General features: G+C 71.7%; 15 protein-coding genes. 10 read left to right on the top strand and 5 right to left on the bottom strand.

All coding sequences use genetic code 11. The annotated features are described in order from the left end of the window. The first annotated feature begins 24 nt into the window (after nucleotides 1–24). From DRV96_RS01095 to DRV96_RS01085, 3 genes are all read left to right on the top strand, one after another. The gene (locus DRV96_RS01095) at nucleotides 25–1260 is read left to right on the top strand and encodes an anion transporter (RefSeq protein WP_119286741.1); all 1236 of its coding nucleotides are present in this window, start codon (nucleotides 25–27) and stop codon (nucleotides 1258–1260) included. 13 nt (nucleotides 1261–1273) lie between these two features. Then, on the top strand, nucleotides 1274–1810 hold the full coding sequence (gene def / locus DRV96_RS01090; RefSeq protein WP_119286739.1) for a peptide deformylase: 537 nt from the start codon (nucleotides 1274–1276) through the stop codon (nucleotides 1808–1810). A gap of 100 nt (nucleotides 1811–1910) precedes the next feature. Then, entirely contained in the window at nucleotides 1911–4130 is a 2220-nt protein-coding gene (locus DRV96_RS01085) for a DUF6600 domain-containing protein (RefSeq protein WP_119286736.1), read from the top strand. A gap of 42 nt (nucleotides 4131–4172) precedes the next feature. Here DRV96_RS01085 and DRV96_RS01080 read toward each other — a convergent pair whose 3' ends face one another. Then, complete coding sequence (locus DRV96_RS01080; protein WP_119286734.1) at nucleotides 4173–4838, bottom strand: arylesterase; 666 nt, start codon at nucleotides 4836–4838, stop codon at nucleotides 4173–4175. Between DRV96_RS01080 and DRV96_RS01075 the strand changes: the two genes are divergently transcribed. Continuing rightward, entirely contained in the window at nucleotides 4837–5514 is a 678-nt protein-coding gene (locus DRV96_RS01075) for an ABC transporter ATP-binding protein (RefSeq protein ID WP_119286732.1), read from the top strand. The genes DRV96_RS01080 and DRV96_RS01075 overlap by 2 nt on opposite strands. 70 nt (nucleotides 5515–5584) lie before the next feature. Here DRV96_RS01075 and DRV96_RS01070 read toward each other — a convergent pair whose 3' ends face one another. From DRV96_RS01070 to msrB, 4 genes are all read right to left on the bottom strand, one after another. Then, complete coding sequence (locus DRV96_RS01070) at nucleotides 5585–6391, bottom strand: peptidylprolyl isomerase (RefSeq protein WP_119286730.1); 807 nt, start codon at nucleotides 6389–6391, stop codon at nucleotides 5585–5587. Between the two features lie 86 nt (nucleotides 6392–6477). Further along, nucleotides 6478–6744: a BolA family protein gene (locus tag DRV96_RS01065; protein WP_119286728.1), complete on the bottom strand. Its 267-nt coding sequence runs from the start codon at nucleotides 6742–6744 to the stop codon at nucleotides 6478–6480. A gap of 2 nt (nucleotides 6745–6746) precedes the next feature. Further along, nucleotides 6747–7424, bottom strand: coding sequence for a septation protein IspZ (locus DRV96_RS01060; protein ID WP_119286726.1), 678 nt, complete (start codon nucleotides 7422–7424; stop codon nucleotides 6747–6749). After that, nucleotides 7421–7855 carry a peptide-methionine (R)-S-oxide reductase MsrB gene (gene msrB, locus DRV96_RS01055; protein WP_119286724.1) on the bottom strand — a complete coding sequence of 145 codons (435 nt, stop codon included), beginning with the start codon at nucleotides 7853–7855 and terminating at the stop codon, nucleotides 7421–7423. The genes DRV96_RS01060 and msrB overlap by 4 nt, the downstream gene beginning before the upstream one ends. Nucleotides 7856–8015: 160 nt before the next feature. Here msrB and DRV96_RS01050 point away from each other — a divergent pair, with 160 nt between their 5' ends. The 6 genes from DRV96_RS01050 (at nucleotide 8016) to DRV96_RS01025 (ending at nucleotide 15016) form a co-directional block, all read left to right on the top strand. Beyond that, complete coding sequence (locus DRV96_RS01050; protein ID WP_119286722.1) at nucleotides 8016–9656, top strand: 3-(methylthio)propionyl-CoA ligase; 1641 nt, start codon at nucleotides 8016–8018, stop codon at nucleotides 9654–9656. Between the two features lie 123 nt (nucleotides 9657–9779). Next, nucleotides 9780–11021: a branched-chain amino acid ABC transporter substrate-binding protein gene (locus DRV96_RS01045; protein ID WP_119286720.1), complete on the top strand. Its 1242-nt coding sequence runs from the start codon at nucleotides 9780–9782 to the stop codon at nucleotides 11019–11021. Between the two features lie 95 nt (nucleotides 11022–11116). After that, complete coding sequence (locus tag DRV96_RS01040) at nucleotides 11117–12145, top strand: branched-chain amino acid ABC transporter permease (RefSeq protein WP_119286718.1); 1029 nt, start codon at nucleotides 11117–11119, stop codon at nucleotides 12143–12145. A 4-nt stretch (nucleotides 12146–12149) separates the two neighbouring features. Then, nucleotides 12150–13457, top strand: a complete 1308-nt coding sequence (locus DRV96_RS01035) for a branched-chain amino acid ABC transporter permease (protein ID WP_119286715.1) — start codon at nucleotides 12150–12152, stop codon at nucleotides 13455–13457. Between the two features lie 79 nt (nucleotides 13458–13536). After that, the gene (locus DRV96_RS01030; RefSeq protein ID WP_119286713.1) at nucleotides 13537–14316 is read left to right on the top strand and encodes an ABC transporter ATP-binding protein; all 780 of its coding nucleotides are present in this window, start codon (nucleotides 13537–13539) and stop codon (nucleotides 14314–14316) included. A 4-nt stretch (nucleotides 14317–14320) separates the two neighbouring features. Next, complete coding sequence (locus DRV96_RS01025) at nucleotides 14321–15016, top strand: ABC transporter ATP-binding protein (protein WP_119286711.1); 696 nt, start codon at nucleotides 14321–14323, stop codon at nucleotides 15014–15016. Nucleotides 15017–15115: the final 99 nt, after the last annotated feature.

Genomic DNA, 15115 nt, shown 5'->3' with positions numbered 1-15115 from the left:
GGGCCCGCGCGGCGCGCGCCGCCGATGACCGCCGTCGTCGTGGCGACCTTCGCGGTCGTCTACCTCGGGATGATCGCGGGCGGGCTGCCGCGGCTGCAGCTCGACCGCACTGGCGTCGCGCTGCTCGGCGCGATCACGATCGTCGGCTCCGGCGCGCTGACGCTCGAGGAGGCGGCGCAGGCGGTGCACCTGCCGACGATCCTGCTGCTGTTCTCGTTCATGGTGATCTCGGCGCAGATGCGCCTGGGCGGCTTCTACACCTGGGTCACGCGCCGCGTCGCCGCGCTCGACGCGAGCCCGGCAGCGCTGCTCGCGGTCGTGATCACCGTCGTCGCGGTGCTGTCGGCGGTGTTCTCGAACGACATCGTGTGCCTGGCGGTCGCGCCGGTGCTCGCCGACGCGTGCCTGCGCCGCCGGCTCGACCCGGTGCCGTTCCTGCTCGCGCTGGCGTGTGCGGCCAACATCGGCTCGGCCGCGACGCTGATCGGCAACCCGCAGAACATGCTGATCGGCCAGCGGCTCGCGCTCGACTTCGGCGGCTACCTGCTCGAGGCCATCGTGCCCGTCGTGCTCGGCCTCGCGGCGCTGTGGGGGCTGCTGGCCGCGCCGCTGCGGCGGGCGGCGCCACAGCCCGAGCCCGACGCCGCGCGGTTCGCGGCGCTCGAGGCCGAGTACCCGGCGTTCGACCGCTGGCAGACGGCCAAGGGCCTCGCGGTCGCGGCGGCGCTGGTGGCGGTGTTCCTGTTCACGAGTTGGCCGCACGAGGTCGCGGCGCTGGTCGGCGCGGGCGTACTGCTGCTGTCACGGCGCTTCCACTCGTCGCAGGTCATGGGGCTGATCGACTGGGAGCTGCTCGTGCTGTTCATCGGCCTGTTCGTCGTCAACCAGGCGCTCGCGCACACCGGGCTCACGCACGAGGCGGTGCAGTGGCTCGCCGCGCAGGGCGTGCACCTGGGCGAGCCGGGGCCGCTGTTCGTCGTCACGCTGCTGCTGTCGAACCTGGTGTCGAACGTGCCGGCGGTGATGCTGCTGCTGCCGGTGGCTGACGGCGCGCACGCCGGACCGACGCTGGCGCTCGTCAGCACGCTGGCGGGGAACCTGCTGATCGTCGGCTCGATCGCCAACATCATCGTCGTCGACGCGGCGCGCAAGCGCGGTATCGTGATCGACTGGAAGCGCCACGCGGCCACCGGCGTGCCCGTCACGCTGGCGACGCTTGCGATCACGGCGGGCTGGATCGCGTGGCGTCACGGGTTCTGAGGAGCGCGTTCGGATGGCGGTGCGAGAGATCCTGAAGATGGGCGACCCCCGGCTGCTGCGCGTCGCGCAGCCGGTGCGCGCGTTCGACACGCCCGAGCTGCACGCGCTCGTGGCCGACCTGTTCGACACGATGGCCGCCGCCGATGGCGCCGGGCTGGCCGCGCCGCAGATCGGGGTCGACCTGCAGGTCGTGATCTTCGGCTTCGAGCGCAACGTGCGCTATCCCGACGCGCCGCCGGTGCCGCAGACCGTGCTCGTCAACCCGGTGATCACGCCGCTGGGTGACGAGGAAGAAGAGGGCTGGGAAGGCTGCCTGTCGGTGCCCGGGCTGCGTGGTGTGGTGCCGCGCTGGCGGCGCATCCGCTACACGGGCTTCGACGCGCACGGCCGGCCGATCGAGCGCGAGGCCGAGGGCTTCCACGCCCGCGTCGTGCAGCACGAGTGCGACCACCTGATCGGCCGGCTGTACCCGACGCGCATGCGCGACCTCACCCGCTTCGGTTTCACCGAGGTGCTGTTTCCAGGATCCTCCGCGCCGCCCGACGACTAGCGCGGTGCGCTATGCGCGCCGCGTGTAAACCTGTGTGAAGCGCGTCAGCCGGCGTGTGCGCGTGTCCGTTGAACGGACACGCAACCGAGAGGAGACGCGTATGACCCGGTCCTTCCCTCCTGCCAGCGATGCGCGCGCGCACCGTGCACGCGGCGCTGCCGCCTGGGCGGCGCTGGCGGCGCTGCTCGCGTTGCTGGCGGTGTTCGCCGCGCGGCCGGCGTGGGCCGATCCGCCCGGCCGCGTCGGGCGCCTGGCCGAGACGCAGGGCACCGTGTGGATCTACGACGCCGGGCGCGGCGGCTGGGACGAAGCGCTGCGCAACCGCCCGGTGACCGGCGGCGACCGTATCGCCACCGACGTCGGCGCGCGCGCGGCGATCCAGGTCGGCTCGGCGACGCTGCGCCTGGGCGGCGCGAGCGAAGTCGAATGGGTGCAGCTCGACGACGATGCAGTGCGCGTGCGTGTGCTCGCCGGCAGCGTCGCGCTGCGCGTGTTCAGCGCCGACGTCGCGCACGAGTTCCAGCTGCTGACGCCACGCGGGCGTGTGCTGCCGCTGTTCGCCGGGCACTACCGCGTCGACCTGCTGGCCGACTCCACCGTCGTCGAGGCGCTGCAGGGCGAGGCCGTGTTCGACGCCGACGACAGCCGCCTGACGGTCGTCGCAGGCCGACGCTTGGCGTTCTGGTCCGAGCGCGGGCGCACGCACTACGACGTCGTCACGACGCCGCTCGACGATTTCGGACGCTGGCTGCTCGCGGTGCAGCGCGACGAGCAGCGCGCGTGGGCGTCGACGCGCCACGTCTCGCCCGAGACCACGGGCTGGGAGGACCTCGACCGCCACGGCCGCTGGGACCACCACCCGCAGTACGGCTTCGTGTGGATCCCGTTCGGCGTGGCCGTCGACTGGGCGCCGTACCGCTATGGGCGCTGGGTGTGGATCGCGCCCTGGGGCTGGACCTGGGTCGACGACGCGCCGTGGGGCTTCGCGCCGTTGCACTACGGTCGCTGGGTGTGGTGGGACGGCCGCTGGGCCTGGTGGCCGGGAACCTATGTTCGCCGGCCGGTGTACGCGCCCGCGCTCGTGGGCTGGATCGGCGGCAGCCACTTCAGCATCGGCATCTCGATCGGCTCGACGCCGTGGGTCGGCTGGGTGCCGCTGTCGCCGTACGACGTCTACCGCCCTTGGTACCGCGTCACGCGGCCGCCGGTGCACGTGCCGCCGCCGCGCCCGGTGCCGCGCGACCGCGCCGCCGCGTCGACCTCCTCGTACTTCTACCTCAGCGTGCCCGACAGCGTGACCATCGTCTCGCGTCAGGTGCTCGACGAGCGCCGCCCGGTCGGGTCGTCGCAGTGGCGTCGCGTCGATCCCGACGAGTGGCGGCGCGCCGCTCGCCCGCCGGCCGTCGTGGCCGCGCCGCCACCGCCGGCCTTCGCGGCGACGCCGCCGTCGCGCCCGGCCGTGCCGCCGCCCCCGCCGCGGCCCCCGCGCGGTGCGGGGCCCGACCGCGACGAGCGCGGCGACCGCGACGCTGGCCCGGGTGGCCACGGCGCGCGCTTCGGCCACGATGAGCCGCGACCCGTGCCGCCGCCGCGCGGCAACGGTGCCCGCGAACGCAACGAGATCCGCGAACGCAACGAGATCCGCGAGCGCAACGAGCCCGGCGACCGCAGCGGCTGGCGTGCCCGCGACGACGCGCCGCGCGCGTCGCCGCCGCCGAGCCTGCCGCTCGAGCGCGGTCGCGGGCCGACGGTCGAGCCGGCGCCGCGCTTCGATGCGCCGCCGCGCGGCGATGTGCCGCGCGCGCCGACGCCGCCGGTGTACGAGCGCCCGCGCGAGAGCGAACGGGAGAGGGAACGGGAACGCGAGCGGGAACGGGAACGCGACGGCGCCTCGCCCGTGCCGCCGCCGCGCGCTCTGCCGCGCCCGCCGGGGCCGGCTTCCGGTGCGGGCTTCTCGCGCGCACCGGCGTTGCCGGCCGACGCGGCCGCAGGCGGTGGGCAGCCGCTGCCGCCGCTCGCGCGCAGCATCGACGCCGGCCCGCCGGGGCGCGGCGCCGCGCCCGATGCGCCCGAGCGCGCGCCGCGGGGGGATCGCCCCGAACGCGGCGGACGGACCGACCGCGTCGAGGCACCGCCCGCCTGGCGCATGGGGCCGCCCGATGCCGGGCGCCCGTCACCGGCGGTGAATGCGCCGCCGCCCGCGTTCTCGCGCGAGCGCATCCAGCCCGTGCCGCCCGGCGCTCGCCGCGGCCCCGAGGCCGACGGCGCCGCGCCGCCGCGCACGCCGCCGTTCGACGATCCGCGCGCGTTGCCGCGCTGAACGCGCCGCGGTGCGTTCAGCGCTGTCGACGGCCGCGTCGATTCAGCCGCGCAGCAGCGCGCGCAGCGCGGGCCAGACGTTGTCGAGCATGATCGGCTGCGCGTCGGCGTTCGGGTGGATGCGGTCGGGCTGGAACAGGGCCGTCGGGTCGGGGCCGTCGGCGACGCCGGCCAGCAGGAAGGGCACCAGCGCCGCGCCCTCGGCCTTCGCGACTTCGCCGAACAGCGCGGCGAACTCGTCGGCGTAGCGGCGGCCGTAGTTCGGCGGCACCTGCATGCCCACCAGCAGCACGCGCGCGCCGGCCGCGCGTGCGGCGCGCACCATCGCGACGAGGTTGTCGCGCGTCATCGCCAGCGGCAGCCCGCGCAGCGCGTCGTTGCCGCCGAGCTCGATCACGACGTGCGTCGGCCGGTGTTCGGCCAGCAGCGCCGGCAGCCGCGAGCGCCCGCCCGAGGTCGTGTCGCCGCTGATGCTGGCGTTGACGACGCGTGCAGCGATCTTCTCGCGCGCGAGCCGCTGCTCGAGCAGCGCAACCCAGCCGCGCCCGCGCGGCAGCCCGTACTCGGCCGACAGGCTGTCGCCGACGACGAGCACGGTGGCCGGCCGAGCCGCGCGTGCGGGCAACGCCGCGCCGCCCCAGGCCGCGAGGGCGAGGCCGCTACAGTGCGCGATCCACCGCCGGCGCGCGGGCGACAACAAGGCAGTCATGGGCGACAACGAACCGATCATCGCCGTCGAGCACGTCACCAAGCAGGTCAGCGACTCGACGGGGGTGCTGACGATTCTCCACGACATCGATTTCACCCTGCCGGCGCGGCAGTCCGCGGCCATCGTCGGCGCGTCGGGGTCGGGCAAGAGCACGCTGCTGTCGATCATCGCGGGCCTGGACGTGCCGACGTCGGGCACGGTGCGGCTGGCCGGCACCGACCTGTTCGCACTCGACGAGGACGCGCGCGCCGCGGTGCGCGCGCGCAGCGTCGGCTTCGTGTTCCAGAGCTTCCAGCTGCTGGGCAACCTGACCGCGCTCGAGAACGTGATGCTGCCGCTCGAGCTGATGGGCCGGCGCGACGCGCGTGCGCAGGCCACCGAGATGCTCGGCCGCGTCGGCCTCGGCCAGCGGCTGGGGCACTACCCGCGCGTGCTGTCGGGCGGCGAGCAGCAGCGCGTCGCGCTGGCGCGCGCCTTCGTCGTGCGCCCGCAGGTGCTGCTGGCCGACGAGCCCACCGGCAGCCTCGACTTCGCCACCGGCGCGACGGTGATGCAGCTGATGTTCGACCTCAACCGCGAGGCCGGCACGACGCTCGTGCTCGTCACGCACGACCGCGAGATCGCCGCCCGCTGCGACCGCCAGCTGCGCATCGAGGCCGGGCGGCTCGTGGCCTGACGGCCGGCAGCGGCAAAGCAAGAGGGGCGCCGCAGGCGCCCCTCCTCGTTCACCGGCGCGCGCCGCGCGCTCACTGCGAGAACTTGAAGTCGGTCTTGGCCTTGTCGCGCAGCGACTGCTGGTACTGCTGCATCTTGACCTGTGCGAGCTGCTGCTCGATCTGCGCGCGCACGTCCTCGAACGGCGGGAACTGCGCCTCGCGCGTGTCCTCGAGCCTGATCACGTGCCAGCCGAACTGCGTCTTCACCGGCGCCTCGGTGAGCTGGCCCTTGGCCAGCTTGGCCATCGCCTGGCCGAACTCGGGCACGTAGGCGTCGGCCTTCGCGAAGTCGAGGTCGCCGCCGTTGGACGCCGAGCCGGGGTCCTTCGAGTGCTTGGCCGCGAGGTCCTCGAACTTGGCGCCGCCCTTGATCTGCGCGATCAGCTTCTTCGCCTCGTCCTCGGTCTCGACGAGGATGTGGCGCGCGCGGTACTCGGTGCCGCTGGCCTGCGCCTTGAACTTGTCGTACTCGGCGCGGGCTTCGGCCTCGGTGACCGGGTTCTTGCGCTGCCAGTCGGCGAACAGCTCGCGGATCAGGATCGTCTGGCGCGCGAGTTCCATCTGGTTGCGGTAGCTGGCGCTTTGCGCGATGCCGCGGCGCTCGGCCTCCTGCGCGAAGATCTCGCGCAGCACGACCTCCTCGCGCACGCGTGCCTCGAGCTCGGGCGTCACCGGCTGCTGGCCGCCGCGCGTGGCCTGCTGCATCAGCACGTCGACGCGCGACCTGGGCACCGGCTTGCCGTTGACGATGGCGACGTTCTGCGCGTGGACGGGCAGCCACAGGCCGAGGGCCACGGCGGCCAGCGACACGCGCAGCGCGGAAGACTTCGGGTTCATGACGGGCACAGGCCTTTCGAGAGTGCGTGGAGGGTGCGCCGCGGCGGCGGCGTCGCGGGGGCGGCAGCGCGCCGCGCCCCGGCGGGTCAGGGATCGTCGGGGCTGCGCGCCTCGATCGCCAGCGCATGGATGCCGGCGGGAATCAGATCCCTCAGGGCATCATACACAAGGCGGTGGCGCGCGACGCGCGTGCGGCCACGGAACGCGGCCGAGACCACACGCACCGTGAAGTGACGCCCTTCGCGCGCGCCGGCGTGGCCCGCGTGGCGGTGGCTGTCGTCGATCACGTCGAGCGACTGCGGGTTCAGCGCGCGCCGCAGCGCGGCCTCGATCTGTTCGGCGGTGACGGCCATCGTCAGGAACTGCCCGCGCCGACCGATGCCGGGCCGGCCTCGTCGCGGCGCCCGCAGCGCGCCACGTAGGCCCACTGCGCGAGCGCGAACAGCGGCAGCAGCGCGAGCCCGGCAAAGACCTTGAACTGAAGCCACGCCGGCGCGGCGGCACTGTACGCGACCCACAGGTGCAGCAGACCGAGCAGGCCGAACGCGCCGACCCACGCGGCATTGAGGTGCTGCCACGCGACGTCGCTCAGCGCGATGCGGTGCGCGAGCAGCGTGCGCACGAGGTTGCGTCCGAGCCCCACGCGGGCCAGCCACAGCACGAGGCCGAGCAGCCAGTACAGCACGCTCGGCTTCCAGCCGGCGAAAGCCGGGCTGCCACCCATCGCCGCGGCGGCCAGGGCCAGCAGCGCGACGAGCACGACCATCACCGCGAACGCCGGCGCGGCGGCGCGTGCGGCCCCCGTGCGCGGCCGGCGCCAGCGCACGGCGACCAGGTGCAGCGTGAGCACGGCGAGCGCCGCCATCGCGGCCAGCAGCGCCGGGGCCTCGCGCGCACCGACCTGCGCGACGGGCACGCGGTCGGCCATCAGCGTCGCGCCGGACCACGCCGCCGCCTGCGCCGGGTGGTCGTCGAACCATCCGAAGACGGCGACGAACACGAAGGCGGGCAGCAGGTCGAACAGCGGCTTCATCGTGGCGCAAAGTCGATCGATGCCGAGTTGATGCAGAAGCGCTCGCCGGTGGGCTCGGGGCCGTCGTCGAAGACGTGCCCGAGGTGCGAGCCGCAGTTGCGGCAGCGGACCTCGACGCGCACCATGCCGTGGCTCTCGTCGAGCACGCGCTCGATGCGCGCGTCGTCGACGGCGCGCCACCAGCTCGGCCAGCCGCAGCCGGCGTCGAACTTGGCGTCGGCGTCGAACAGCACCTGGCCGCAGCCGATGCAGCGGTACGTGCCGTCGGCGAAGTGGTTCCAGTACTTGCCGCTGAACGCGCGCTCGGTGGCGGCCTGGCGCGCGATGCGGTACTGCACCGGGTCGAGCTGCGCGCGCCATTCGGCATCGCTCTTGCGCACGGGGTAGCGCGGGTCGTCGATGGGGTGCGGCGGTTCGATCGGCGTGCTCATTCGGCGTCAGCGGTGGCGGCGGCGAAGCGGTCCATGACGATTGTCGCCGTCGCGACAATCGCTGCAAGCAGGTGGGGGACAATCCCGCGTTGCCCGCGGCCCGGCGGCGCTCCGATACTGCGCGCCGGGCCGCGGGCCCGGACTTTCGCAGGAGATACCGATGCTCGGTCTGATGCAAGACCAACCGCTGCTGATCTCGAGCCTGATCGAGTTCGCCGCACGACACCACCACGACGCCGAGATCGTCTCGCGTCGCGTCGAGGGCGACGTGCACCGCTACACCTACCGCGACGCGGCGGCGCGCGCGCGCCGCGTGGCCAACGCGCTCGACCGCCTCGGCCTCGGGTTCAGCGACCGCGTCGCGACGCTGGCCTGGAACGGCCACCGCCACTTCGAGCTGTACTTCGGCGTCGCCGGCAGCGGGCGCGTCGTGCACACGATCAACCCACGGCTCGCCCCCGAGCAGATCGTCTGGATCGCCAACCACGCCGAAGACCGCGTGCTGTGCTTCGACATGACGTTCCTGCCGATCGTCAAGGCGATCTGGACCCACTGCACCACCGTCAAGCACTGGGTCGCGCTGTGCGACGCCGCCGCGCTGCCCGCCGACACGGGCATCGACGGGCTGGTCGCCTACGAGGCGTGGATCGGCGGCGAGAGCGACGACTACCGCTGGCCGTCGTTCGACGAAAAGAGCGCCGCCGCGCTGTGCTACACGAGCGGCACGACCGGCAACCCGAAAGGCGCGCTGTACAGCCACCGCTCGACGATCCTGCACGCCTACGGCGGCGCGCTGCCCGACGCGCTGGGCATCTCGGCGCGCGACAGCATCCTGCCGGTGGTGCCGATGTTCCACGTCAACGCGTGGGGCATCCCGTACAGCGCGGCGATGACCGGCGCCAAGCTCGTGTTCCCCGGCCCGCACCTGGACGGCAAGTCGGTCTACGACCTGATCGAGGCCGAGCGCGTCACGATGGCCGCCGGCGTGCCCACCGTGTGGCTCGGGCTGCTCAACCACATGCAGCAGCACGAGCTGCGCTTCTCGTCGCTGCAGCGCACCGTGATCGGCGGCTCGGCGTGCCCGCCGGCGATGATCCGCACCTTCAAGGACCGCTACGGCGTCACCGTGCTGCACGCGTGGGGCATGACGGAGATGTCGCCGCTGGGCACCGTGTGCCACCTGAAGAACAAGCACCTGGGCCTGTCGCCCGAGGCGCAGATGGCGATCCTCGTCAAGCAGGGGCGCGCGGTGTACGGCGTCGAGATGAAGATCGTCGACCCCGCGGGCAGGGAGCTGCCGTGGGACGGCCAGCAAAGCGGCGACCTGCTCGTCAAGGGGCCGTGGATCATCAGCGGCTACTTCAAGGGCGAGGGCGGCGACCCGCTGCGCCACGACCCCGACGGCGACTGGTTCCCGACCGGCGACGTCGCGACGATCGACCCCGACGGCTTCCTGCAGATCACCGACCGCAGCAAGGACGTGATCAAGTCGGGCGGCGAGTGGATCAGCTCGATCGACGTCGAGAACATCGCGATGGCGCACCCGGCGGTGGCGATGGCCGCGTGCATCGCGGTGCCGCACCCGAAGTGGGACGAACGCCCGCTGCTGGTCGTCGTCAAGAAACCCGGCGCCGAGGTCACGCGCGAGGAGCTGCTCGCGTTCTACGAAGGCAAGGTCGCGAAGTGGCAGATCCCTGACGACGTGCAGTTCGTCGACGCGATCCCGCTCGGTGCGACCGGCAAGATGCAGAAGATGAAGCTGCGCGAGATGTTCAAGGACTACCGGCTGCCGACGGCCTGATCGGTGCACGGTACCCCGCGGGCCCGGCAGCGACCGGGGCTTCGGGGTAGTCCCCGAGCCTCAAGCGTCGTCGCTTCCGGTAGGGTGCTCGTTGTGTGCGGTGCAACATCCGAGGAGATGACGATGGACTTGACGAGGCGCTGGTTCGGACTGGCGGTCGGCGCGGCGCTGGCGCTGGGCAGCACGGTCGCGCTCGCACAGAAGGGCGAGACGGTCAAGATCGCGTGGGTCGACCCGCTGTCGGGCATGCTGGCCAACATCGGGCAGAACAGCCTGCGCACGTTCCAGTTCATGGCCGAGAAGGTCAGCGCGAACAACCCGGCCGGCGTCAGGTTCGAGATCGTCCCGTTCGACAACAAGCTCTCGCCGCAGGAGAGCCTGACCGCGCTGCGCGCGATCACCGACCAGGGCATCCGCTACGTCACGCAGGGCAACGGCAGCTCGGTGGCCGGCGCGCTGATCGACGCGATCAACAAGCACAACGAGCGCAACCCCGGCAAGGAGATCGTGTTCCTCAACAACGCCGCGGTCGACCCCGACTTCACGAACGCCAAGTGCAGCTTCTGGCACTTCCGCTTCGACGCCGACACGTCGATGAAGATGGAGGCGCTGACGACCTACATGCGCGACGAGAAGAACGTCAAGAAGGTCTACCTGATCAACCAGAACTACTCGCACGGCCACCAGGTCGCCAAGTACTTCAAGGAGGCGCTGGCGCGCAAGCGCCCCGACGTGCAGATCGTCGGCGAGGACCTGCACCCGCTGGGCCAGGTGCGCGACTTCGCGCCCTACGTCGCGAAGATCAAGGCCTCGGGTGCCGACAGCATCGTCACCGGCAACTGGGGTTCGGACCTCTCGCTGCTGATCAAGGCCGCGAAGGACGCCGGCCTCGACGCCAACTGGTACACCTACTACGCGGGCGCCAACGGCTCGCCGTCGGCGATCGGCCCGACGATGGAGGGCAAGGTCAAGTACGTCTACATCGGCCACTCCAACATCCCCGAGCTGGCCCCGTGGATGAAGGAGTACAACGCGCGCTTCAAGGAAGACCTGTCGCTGCTGTCGACGCTGCACGTGCTGCCGATGCTCGCGCAGGCGATGGCCAAGACCAAGAGCACCGACCCGGTCAAGGTCGCGAAGGCGATGGAGGGCCTGACGATCAAGAGCTTCTCGGGCGAGGTCACGATGCGTGCGGCCGACCACCAGCTGCAGCAGCCGCTGTACATCGCGAGCTGGCGCAAGATCACCGACCCGGCCAAGCAGTACAACGTCGAGGGCACCGGCTACACCTGGGTGCAGGAGCGCGTGTTCGAGCCCTACGTGTCGAGCACGCCGACGTCGTGCCAGATGAGCCGCCCGGGCTGACGCGCCGACACCATCGCGCGCGCGCCGTGCGCCGCGCCGGGCCCGCCGGGGGCTGCTCCGACGGGCCCGTTTTTTGACCCGCCGCCGCGACCGACGTGGACCAGGTCCTCATCAATCTGCTCAACGGCGCCAGCTCCGGGCTGCTGCTGTTCATGCTCAGCGCCGGGCTGACGCTGATCTTCAGCATGATGGGCGTGCTGAACTTCGCGCACGCGAGCTTCTACATGCTCGGCGCGTACTTCGCGTACACGCTCAGTGGCCTCGTCGGGTTCTGGGCGGCGCTGGTGGCCGCCCCGCTGCTGGTGGGGCTGGCCGGCGCCGCGTTCGAGCGCTCGGTGCTGCGCCGCGTGCACAAGTTCGGCCACGTCGCCGAACTGCTCGTGACTTTCGGGCTGTCGTACGTGCTGCTCGAGATCGTGCAGCTCGTCTGGGGTCGCACCTCGGTGCCGTTCGGGCCGCCGCCGGCGCTGGCGGGCACCGCGTTCACGCTGGTGTCGTCGTCGGCCGAGCCGATGCGCGTCGTGCTCGGCGTCGCGCCACCCGAGATGTGCCAGCGCACCGCCGAGGTGATGGTCACGTGCACGCGCTACCCGCTCAACCGCGTGTTCCTCGCCGGTGTCGCGATCGCGATGCTGCTCGCGCTGTGGCTGATGCTCACGCGCACGCGCATCGGCCTCGTGATCCAGGCGGCACTGACGCACCCCGAGATGGTCGAAGCGCTCGGTCACAACGTGCCGCGCGTGTTCATGCTCGTCTTCGGTACCGGCTGCGCGATGGCCGGGCTGGCCGGCGTCGTCGGCGGCATCACGTTCGTCACCGAGCCGAACATGGCCCACATCGGGCCCATCATCTTCGCCGTCATCGTGATCGGCGGCATGGGTTCGCTGCCCGGCGCCTTCCTCGGCTCGATCCTTGTCGGCCTGCTGCAGACGCTGCCGCTGACGGTCGACAAGTCGCTCGTGCACCTGGCCGCGAGCTTCGGCCTGACGGTGGCGCCCGAGAGCTGGCTGTACCCGGTGGCCAAGATCACGCTCGCGCAGGCCGCACCGATCCTGCCGTACCTGCTGCTGGTGCTGATCCTGATCCTGCGCCCGCGCGGGCTGCTCGGCACGAGGGAGAGCTGAGGCGATGACGCACGTGCGCGAGACGCGCCCGCACTTCCACTTCCGCCCGTGGAACGTCGCGCGCTGGCTGCTGTGGGGCTCGTTCGCCCTCGTGCTCGCGCTGGCGCCCGTCGTGTGGAACAGCGGGCTCGCGCACACGCTGCTGTCGCAGATCGGCATCGCGATCATCGTGTGCCTGTCGTACAACGTGATCTTCGGCCAGGGCGGCATGCTCAGCTTCGGCCACGCCGTCTACAGCGGGCTCGGCGCGTACCTGGCGATCCACACGCTCAACCTCGTGAGCGCCGGCGCGTTCGCGCTGCCGGTGAGCCTGATTCCGCTGGTCGGCGGGCTCGCCGGGCTCGGCTTCGCCGCGCTGCTGGGCTGGGTGACGACGAAGAAGGCCGGTACGACGTTCGCGATGATCACGCTGGGCATCGGCGAGCTGGTGTGGTCGATGTCGCTGATGCTGCCCGAGTTCTTCGGCGGCGAGGCCGGCATCACCGGCGACCGCGTCGTCGGCAAGCCGGTGATGGGCATCAGCTACGGCCCGCAGGTGCAGGTGTACTACCTGATCGCGGTGTACTGCTTCGTCAGCACGGCGGCGATGTTCGCGCTGACGCGCACGCCGCTCGGGCGCATCCTCAACGCGGTGCGCGACAACCCGGAGCGCGTCGAGTTCATCGGCTACAGCACGCAGACGGTGCGCTACCTCGCATTCATGATCGCCGGCTTCTTCGCCGGCATCGGCGGCGGGCTGACGGCGCTGAACTTCGAGATCGTCACCGCCGACGTCGTCGGCGCGGCGCGCTCGGGCGCGTACCTACTGTTCGTGTTCCTCGGCGGTGCGACGTTCTTCTTCGGGCCCATCATCGGCGGCGTGCTGATGGTCGTCGCGCTGGTGCTGCTGTCGGAGTGGACCAAGGCCTGGCTGCTGTACCTCGGGCTGATCTTCCTGTTCATGGTGATGTACGCGCCCGGCGGCATCGCCAGCCTGCTGATGATGAACCTGCGCGTGGCCGCGTTCGGCAAGCTCGGGCGTATCGCCGCGAGCTACCTCGCGCTGGCCGGTACCGCGGCGACCGTGCTGCTGGGCGTCGCCGCGATGATCGAGATGGTCTACCACCGGCAGCTCAACGCCGCGCTCGGTCCCGAGCTGAAGTTCCTCGGCGCGACGCTGCATACCGGCCACGTCGAGTCGTGGTTTGGCGCCGTGTTCCTCGCCGTCGTCGGCGCCGCGCTGTTCGAGCTGACGCGGCGGCAGTTCCGCCGCGAGTGGGACGCGATCCAGCAGGAGATCGAGCAGGAAATCAAGCGCAGGGAGGCGCTGTGAGCAGCACCGCGCCGCTGCGCGCACGCGTCGTCCGGCCGGCCCGGGGCGGGCGGGTGTGCCGTGTCGGGAGGGGCGCCTCGTGAGCACACCCGCAGTCGAACTCGTCGACGTGCGCAAGAGCTTCGGCAAGACCGAGATCATCCGCGGCGCGAGCCTGGCGGTGCAGCCGGGCGAGCGGGTGGCGATCATCGGGCCCAACGGCGCCGGCAAGAGCACGCTGTTCAACCTGATCTCGGGGCGCTTCGGCGTCACGAGCGGCGAGATCCGCCTGCACGGCGAGCGCATCGACGGCAAGACGCCGTTCGAGATCAACCGCCGCGGGCTCGCGCGCAGCTTCCAGGTCAGCAACCTGTTCACGCGGCTGTCGGTGTTCGAGAACCTGCGCTGCGCGGTGCTGTGGAGCATGGGCCACCGCTACGCGTTCTGGAAGTTCCTCGCCGACCTGCGCGACGTCAACGACCGCGTCGAGCAGGTGCTCGAGATGATCAAGCTCGACCGCCGGCGCGACGTGCTGGCGATGAACCTCACCTACGCCGAGCAGCGTGCGCTCGAGATCGGCATCACGATCGCCGGCGGCGCCGGCGTCGTGCTGCTCGACGAGCCCACCGCCGGCATGAGCAAGAGCGAGACGAAGCGCTTCGTGCAGCTGATCCGCGAGGTGACCGAGGGCAAGACGCTGCTCACCGTCGAGCACGACATGGGCGTCGTGTTCGGGCTGGCCGACCGCATCGCCGTGCTCGTCTACGGCGAGGTCATCGCGTTCGACACGCCCGACGCGGTGCGCGCCAACGCGCGCGTGCAGGAGGCGTACCTCGGCTCGGTGCTCGCCGAGCAGCAAGCCGCCTCGGCCGGAGGGTGAGGCGGTGCTCAAGCTCGACAACGTCCACGCCTTCTACGGCAAGAGCCACGTGCTGCACGGCGTGCACTTCGAAGTGCGCGACGGCGAGATCGTTGCGCTGCTCGGGCGCAACGGGTCGGGGCGCTCGACGACGGTCAAGACGATCATGGGGATGGTCGACGCCACCGGCTCGATCGTCTGGCGCGGCCAGCCGGTGATGGGCCGCAAGCCGTTCGAGATCGCGCACCTCGGCATCGGCTACGTGCCCGAGAACCGCGACATCTTCCCCAGGCTGACGGTGCACCAGAACCTGCAGCTTGGCGAGAAGCGCGGCAAGAAGGCGCCTCGGTGGTCGTTCGACGACATGTACCGCCTGTTCCCGCGGCTGAAGGAGCGCCAGCACACCGAAGCCGGCGTGCTGTCGGGCGGCGAGCAGCAGATGCTCACGCTGTGTCGCACGCTGATGGGCGACCCCGACCTGATCATGATCGACGAACCGACCGAGGGCCTGGCGCCGAAGATCGTCGAGCTCGTCGCCGAGTACCTGCGCGAGCTCAAGCGCCGCGGCATCTCGGTGCTGCTCGTCGAGCAGAAGCTCACGATCGCGCTCGAGGTGGCCGACCGCTGCCTCGTGATGGGCCACGGCCAGATCGTGTTCGAGGGCACGCCCGCCGAGCTGCGCGCCAACGCGTACATTCGCAAGGAGTGGCTGGAGGTGTAGGCGCAGCCGCCCCCGACGGCGCCGGCCGGCTCTTGTCGCCGAGGAGACGGATGCCGGCTGTGGCGCCGCCTAGAATCGAACGACCGTTCTATTTTTGCC

Origin of the sequence: Azohydromonas sediminis (genome assembly GCF_003574675.1) — a bacterium.
Taxonomy (GTDB): Bacteria; Pseudomonadota; Gammaproteobacteria; order Burkholderiales; family Burkholderiaceae_C; genus Calidifontimicrobium; species Calidifontimicrobium sediminis.
Note: the sequence above shows the minus strand (reverse complement) of the source record. Positions and strands in the feature narration are given on the sequence as shown.

Coding starts and splice junctions, on each gene's coding strand:
- DRV96_RS01095 (WP_119286741.1), top strand. CDS start 25: ATGACCGCCGTCGTCGTGGCGACCTTCGCGGTCGTCTACCTCGGGATG.
- def (WP_119286739.1), top strand. CDS start 1,274: ATGGCGGTGCGAGAGATCCTGAAGATGGGCGACCCCCGGCTGCTGCGC.
- DRV96_RS01085 (WP_119286736.1), top strand. CDS start 1,911: ATGACCCGGTCCTTCCCTCCTGCCAGCGATGCGCGCGCGCACCGTGCA.
- DRV96_RS01075 (WP_119286732.1), top strand. CDS start 4,837: ATGGGCGACAACGAACCGATCATCGCCGTCGAGCACGTCACCAAGCAG.
- DRV96_RS01080 (WP_119286734.1), bottom strand. CDS start 4,838: ATGACTGCCTTGTTGTCGCCCGCGCGCCGGCGGTGGATCGCGCACTGT.
- DRV96_RS01070 (WP_119286730.1), bottom strand. CDS start 6,391: ATGAACCCGAAGTCTTCCGCGCTGCGCGTGTCGCTGGCCGCCGTGGCC.
- DRV96_RS01065 (WP_119286728.1), bottom strand. CDS start 6,744: ATGGCCGTCACCGCCGAACAGATCGAGGCCGCGCTGCGGCGCGCGCTG.
- DRV96_RS01060 (WP_119286726.1), bottom strand. CDS start 7,424: ATGAAGCCGCTGTTCGACCTGCTGCCCGCCTTCGTGTTCGTCGCCGTC.
- msrB (WP_119286724.1), bottom strand. CDS start 7,855: ATGAGCACGCCGATCGAACCGCCGCACCCCATCGACGACCCGCGCTAC.
- DRV96_RS01050 (WP_119286722.1), top strand. CDS start 8,016: ATGCTCGGTCTGATGCAAGACCAACCGCTGCTGATCTCGAGCCTGATC.
- DRV96_RS01045 (WP_119286720.1), top strand. CDS start 9,780: ATGGACTTGACGAGGCGCTGGTTCGGACTGGCGGTCGGCGCGGCGCTG.
- DRV96_RS01035 (WP_119286715.1), top strand. CDS start 12,150: ATGACGCACGTGCGCGAGACGCGCCCGCACTTCCACTTCCGCCCGTGG.